This is a genomic window from Dethiosulfatibacter sp. (genome assembly GCF_983023055.1).
Genome location: NZ_CEZJXU010000136.1, coordinates 1 through 5,445, shown reverse-complemented (window position 1 = coordinate 5,445; position 5,445 = coordinate 1). Strand labels below are relative to the sequence as shown.

Sequence of the window (5,445 nt, the reverse complement as noted above, 5' to 3'; positions counted from 1 at the left end):
CTTTCGCGGGACATATCCTCTTTACAGGGCAAAATGGGGATTTATCACATACTGATTGGCTTATATATACCCCCCGAGGGTGTTTAGTCAAGCTTAGTTTCACTAGAAAATGTCTTTTCATATTTTTTAACACCAATAAACAGCCATACTAATCCAAAGACAAACATGTACATGATATCGGGTACTACTGCACCAAATTCCTTTCCCTTGATAAATATTTCCTGGACATTTTTAGCATATCCAATTAATGGCCATGCAGCACTTGAAATTATTCTTAATGCATATGGCATCTGTTCTATTGGCCATACGCACCCTGCTGCTACAAAGGTAGGAAGTGAAAGCATAAATGATACTTTTGTATACTCAACTCTATCTTTTGTAAATGATGCCAGTATCATTGATAATCCTGTAATGGCAAATGCAAACATCAAAGTCAACAAAGCTACTGTAAATAAACTTCCTCTAACAGGTACATGGAAAACATACTTGATTCCAGCCAATCCAAGAAGCATTGACGGCATAATTCCTACCATGCAGGAAGCTGTAACTGCCAAAGCCTTTTGTGCAGTATTACCTGTGCTTAGATAATCTTTTCCCCTGATAAACTTTGATCCCATGGATGACATCATTAGTTGCTGGAAAAATATAGCCAAATAACAGGCTATAAGATAATTCATATATCTCATCTTGGAATCATATAGAATTCTCTCTCCAATATTCAATGACAAGGCTAAATTTTTAGCAATCTGTGGAAGAACTCCCTTTGCCTCAATAACCTTAATTTCAACACCTGCTGCTATTGTCTGTATTATTACTGCGGCCTGCGCATATGCATTATTGGATACAACTAAATTCGTACCGTCCATTATTACCAGTATCTCTTTTGGATTTCCAATAGATACTCCTGACTCAAATCCTTCAGGTACAACAATACCCATTTGAGCCTCTCCATCGTATAACAGCTGCTCCAACTCCTGCCTGTTTTCAGGATAGTATTTGACATCAAACCTCTCATTGGAAAGAAAACTTCCGGATATCATATTACTTAAGCCAGATCCGTCTTCATCAACTATTGCAATAGGTATGTCATTTACATAGTCATTTACATATACTCCTCCGAAGAACATTGTTAGAAAAACCGGTCCAATGAAGAGCAGAATCATCGTACCTGCATAATCAAATATCGACCGAAACTCTTTTTTGAACGTTTTCAGAAATATCTTCATTGTCAGAATCCTCCTTTCCAGTCTCCATAAATATAACTACAATCTCTGCAAGAACAAGGAATACTGCCCCAAAACAAAACATATATACAAGATCATCTGTCATTTCACCAATCATTGAACCTTTGAGAAAAATGTTTCTGTAATTATCAACAAAATGAACAAAAGGTATATAATTTGCAAAAGCGTGATATCCTGACGGCATTGATATCAATGGCCATGTAGTACCGGCCATCATGGAATTCGGTATAATAAACAGTCCAGCTCCTACAAGTGCTACCATTTTTTTCTTGATTACAGCTGAAATCAATACAGTAAAAGATGCTACTGCAAAACATAGACTAAAAGATATTAAAATAACATCCCTCATACTGCCTCTAAATGGAATTTTAATTACTTTTGCAAGGAGTGCCGTACATATTATATACATGGCCGTTCCAATAAAAGTAAAAAACATTACCTTTCCTGCAGCATATCCCAGCCTTTCCTTTTTATCCATATTTAATATTTCATGCTTTATAGATGTAGCAGCACACAGAGCAATTGCTATCTGTATTATTCCTGCTACAAGCATGGGTGTTAGAAAATTCTGAAAGCTCTTGCTAGGATTATATAAGGTTTTACTTCTAAATATAAATCCCTGGACTGTTTCGAGGGAGTCCTCATAGGACATCCCAAGTCTTGCCATTAACTGCTTGGATGTTATTCCCGCCTTATATGTTAAAAGTATTTCCGTTGCCTTGGCTTTGGCTGCACTGGTTACAGACATATTACTTCCATCATATATCATGGCTATTGATGGTGACTCAAGACCCATTATATCGTCATAAAAACCTTCCGGTATTATGATCCCTGCTCTAGCCTTGCTATTTCGAATTAATTTTTCAAGTTCTTCATTGCTATCTACCCGATATTTCACGTCGAATGTTTCATTAGAATCAAACTGTTGTGCCAACTCCATACTAAATGATGACCCATCATGGTCAACCACTACTATTGGAATATCCTTAAGAACTTCTCCAGATAATTCAACTCCAAGAATTAGCACTACTATTAGCGGTAATATAAACAGAACTACAATATTTGTCTTTCCTTCTACAAGGATCTTGATTTCTTCCTTGAAAGACTTAATCATCACTCAGTCACTTCCTGTCCTAAAAAGTCAACAACTGCAGTCATTCCTGGTCTGAAAAATTCATCATTATTTTCAATTTCAATTTTCACCCCGAAAGAAACTATATCAAAATTACCATTTTCAGATGTTGATTTCTTTACTGCAAAATCAGGTTGCTTATTAACTGTAGCTACCTTTCCTATAAATTCTTTATCTTTAAATGCCAGCAATTCAACCTTAGCTTCCTGTCCTTCCATTATTTCTGAAATTTCATCTTCATCAACATTTACTGTTACCCAGCATGTATCAAGATTGCTCACAGTAGCTAAAGACATTCCAGTTGATACAAGTTCTCCCTCATCAACATTTATGGACGTCATTACTCCATCGATTGATGACTTGATTACTGTATCTTCAAGGTATACTCTAACTTCGCCGAGTCCAGCCTCAGCCTGATCAAGTTTAGCCTTTGACGCTACAAGACCTGCTTCAGCCATAGCAAGTTGAGCATTTGCAGCATCCTTCTGTTCTATTCTAGCTCCTTCAATTGCCATATCAAGTGTCTGTGCATATACTTCTTTTTGGGTTCTTATTTCTTCAAGTTTCTGCAAAGATATTGCTCCACCGTCATATAACACTTTAGCTCTGTTATATGTGGAACTCCATAGAGTGTATACGCTCTCAGCCTGAACTACCTGTTGGTTTCTCGCTCCATTTTCCGCCATTTCACTTACTGCCTTTGCCATATCTCTCTGACTTGTAGAAGCCTCCACTCCTGCCTTGGCTTGTTCTACAACCGCCAGCAACTGCTGTTCTTTTGCTTGAAGTTCATCACTGGATATTTCTAGAATGACATCTCCAGCCTTAACATTTTGACCTTCTGATACATTAACAACTTCTATTCTTCCCGGAATTTTAGTATTTATGCTTACATCCTTTGCAGCAACTATTCCCTGGAATACATCCTTTTGCGCACTTTCACCATTGATGCCCTTAGAAGTTGCTATTATTGCAACTGCTGCTGCAACAACAACTACACCTATAACTATCTTGTTTATATTTTTACCAAACCAACTTGAGTCAGTCTTCTTTTTTGCTTTCTCGATGTCTTTTGTTTTCTCAACGATATTTGTTTTATCTTCCATTTTTAATAAACCTTCCTTTTATGAGTTTAAGATAATCTTCTAGTAAACAAGAATTCCTGCATCATTCATATATTTCACTTTTGCCATAGTATAGCTGTATTTTATTCTTGCAACTGATGCTTCAATATCTGCAAGGTTCTCCTGCGCTGCTATTAATTCAATTATTGTTCCCGAACTTGATTCAAGATTCATTTGCTTAAGAAGTGAATTCTCCGCTCCAAAACCCTGCTCATATTTCAGATTTGCTATTGATACTACCTCTTCAGCATTTGCTATTAATCCTGTGGACATTTCAAGCATATCACCTGCTGCATCCATATTTTCATATGATTGACATATCTCTGAATCAATCATGGTTTTTATTTTTTCGAGCTGTAGTTTTGCTCCCTCTACAAGAAGCTTTGCTTCCTCAATTGAATTTTCTTTATACTCATACTCTTTGGATGAATTCAATATATCTTCATTGAGCTTGTATACCATCCACTGACCCAAAGTCTTTTGGATTTCAATTCTATTTGTTCGTCCAGATTTGATACCATCTTCCAAAACTTCCTCACTTACTTCCTGAATCATTGAATCCACAAGTACTATTTCAGCATTCATTTCCATATTCATATTTTCTTTCAACTCATAAATGGCATTCCTATATGTTGCCTGTGCAAGTCTATATGCGATTTTGGTACTGTCATAGTACATCTTTGCCAGCAACATATCATCCTTTGCCTTCATTCCATTTTCATAGGAAAGATTAACAAGATTGTATTGTGTTTCTCCTCTTTCCATGGCTACGGTTTTAAGTTTCAGCATTTTTTCAGCATAGAGCGCATCATAATAGTTTTTCTGAATAAGCATTGCTATTTGGTTCCTGTAAATTCCCTTAGCATATCTTGTGACATCAAGATTTACTCCTGCCATGGTAATCATTAAATCCACGGCATCATCGGTTTCAAGTTGAATAACACTGCTATAGTTAATTTTGGCATCAAGCTTGTCAGACACATCATCAAGTACCGATTCAAACCGGTCCTGATTATAATCGAAAGTAGCTTGAGCCTCATCCATAGCAACATTATATTCATCAAGTATATCCTGACTTGCGTCAAGTTTTGCTTTAATAATTGAATAAACATTATCATAATATTTTGCAGCAGCACTGGCAGCATCAGTATCAGAAAACCCAACATTTTTAAGCATATATTCAAGTGTTTGTAGTATATTAGCTCCCGTTGACAGCACAACATCATCACCTGATATTCCCAAATGCGCAAGCATATCAAGCATATTATTATCAACATACTTATAAATATCATTGTAGGTTATCTTTACAGGCGATTTTCCCAATGACAAATAATAGTATGCATCATCAAGATCATCCTGATTCTGATCTAATGCAACACCTAAATCAAACAAATCACTCTCTGCATCACTCAATTGTTCTTCGGCATCTTCAAGGTCTTCAATATTACCCTCTGCATATCTTACAGCTACAAGGGCAATATCTATAGCATTATCAAGAAGACCAATATTCTTATTATTTTCCAGTCCATATGCAACCGCTTCGTCAACGGTCATTCCAACTAATCCTGGAACCAGTTCTTCGTCTTCAGTTTCCTGTTCTTCTTCATCAATCTCACCTGCAATATCGATATCATCAAAATACCCGGCTATAAACTCAGGTAGTTCGTATGGTGCCAGTTCTATATCTTCTGTAGACACAGATACGGCATTTACTGTGCTAAAGGATGATACAACTATCATTATTACACATATGTATGATACTATTTTCTTAAAATTCATCTAGTTCTTCCTTTCCTATTTCTTTGTGTACAAAGCATTATTGCTTCGTCATCCGCATATACGGTGTTATCCTCACTACAAAATATGTATTTCTGCTTCTTTTGATATTTTATTTAATTGTTCAATATGACCAATAGTTTCACCATCACTCTTTTCAATGACAATT

Annotated in this window: 4 protein-coding genes; all 4 read right to left on the bottom strand. The window is 36.2% G+C overall.

All coding sequences use genetic code 11. The annotated features are described in order from the left end of the window. Positions 1-83: 83 nt before the first annotated feature. The 4 genes from AC3AX0_RS06255 to AC3AX0_RS06240 are packed head-to-tail and all read right to left on the bottom strand — an operon-like array spanning position 84 to position 5,279. Positions 84-1,226, bottom strand: a complete 1,143-nt coding sequence (locus tag AC3AX0_RS06255; RefSeq protein WP_487549445.1) for an ABC transporter permease — start codon at positions 1,224-1,226, stop codon at positions 84-86. Beyond that, a complete protein-coding gene (locus AC3AX0_RS06250) occupies positions 1,177-2,358 on the bottom strand; it encodes an ABC transporter permease (protein WP_487549446.1) in 1,182 nt (393 codons plus the stop codon). The genes AC3AX0_RS06255 and AC3AX0_RS06250 overlap by 50 nt, the downstream gene beginning before the upstream one ends. Beyond that, entirely contained in the window at positions 2,358-3,482 is a 1,125-nt protein-coding gene (locus tag AC3AX0_RS06245; RefSeq protein WP_487549444.1) for an HlyD family secretion protein, read from the bottom strand. The genes AC3AX0_RS06250 and AC3AX0_RS06245 overlap by 1 nt, the downstream gene beginning before the upstream one ends. A gap of 39 nt (positions 3,483-3,521) precedes the next feature. Beyond that, on the bottom strand, positions 3,522-5,279 hold the full coding sequence (locus AC3AX0_RS06240; RefSeq protein WP_487549443.1) for a TolC family protein: 1,758 nt from the start codon (positions 5,277-5,279) through the stop codon (positions 3,522-3,524). Between the last annotated feature and the right edge of the window lie 166 nt (positions 5,280-5,445).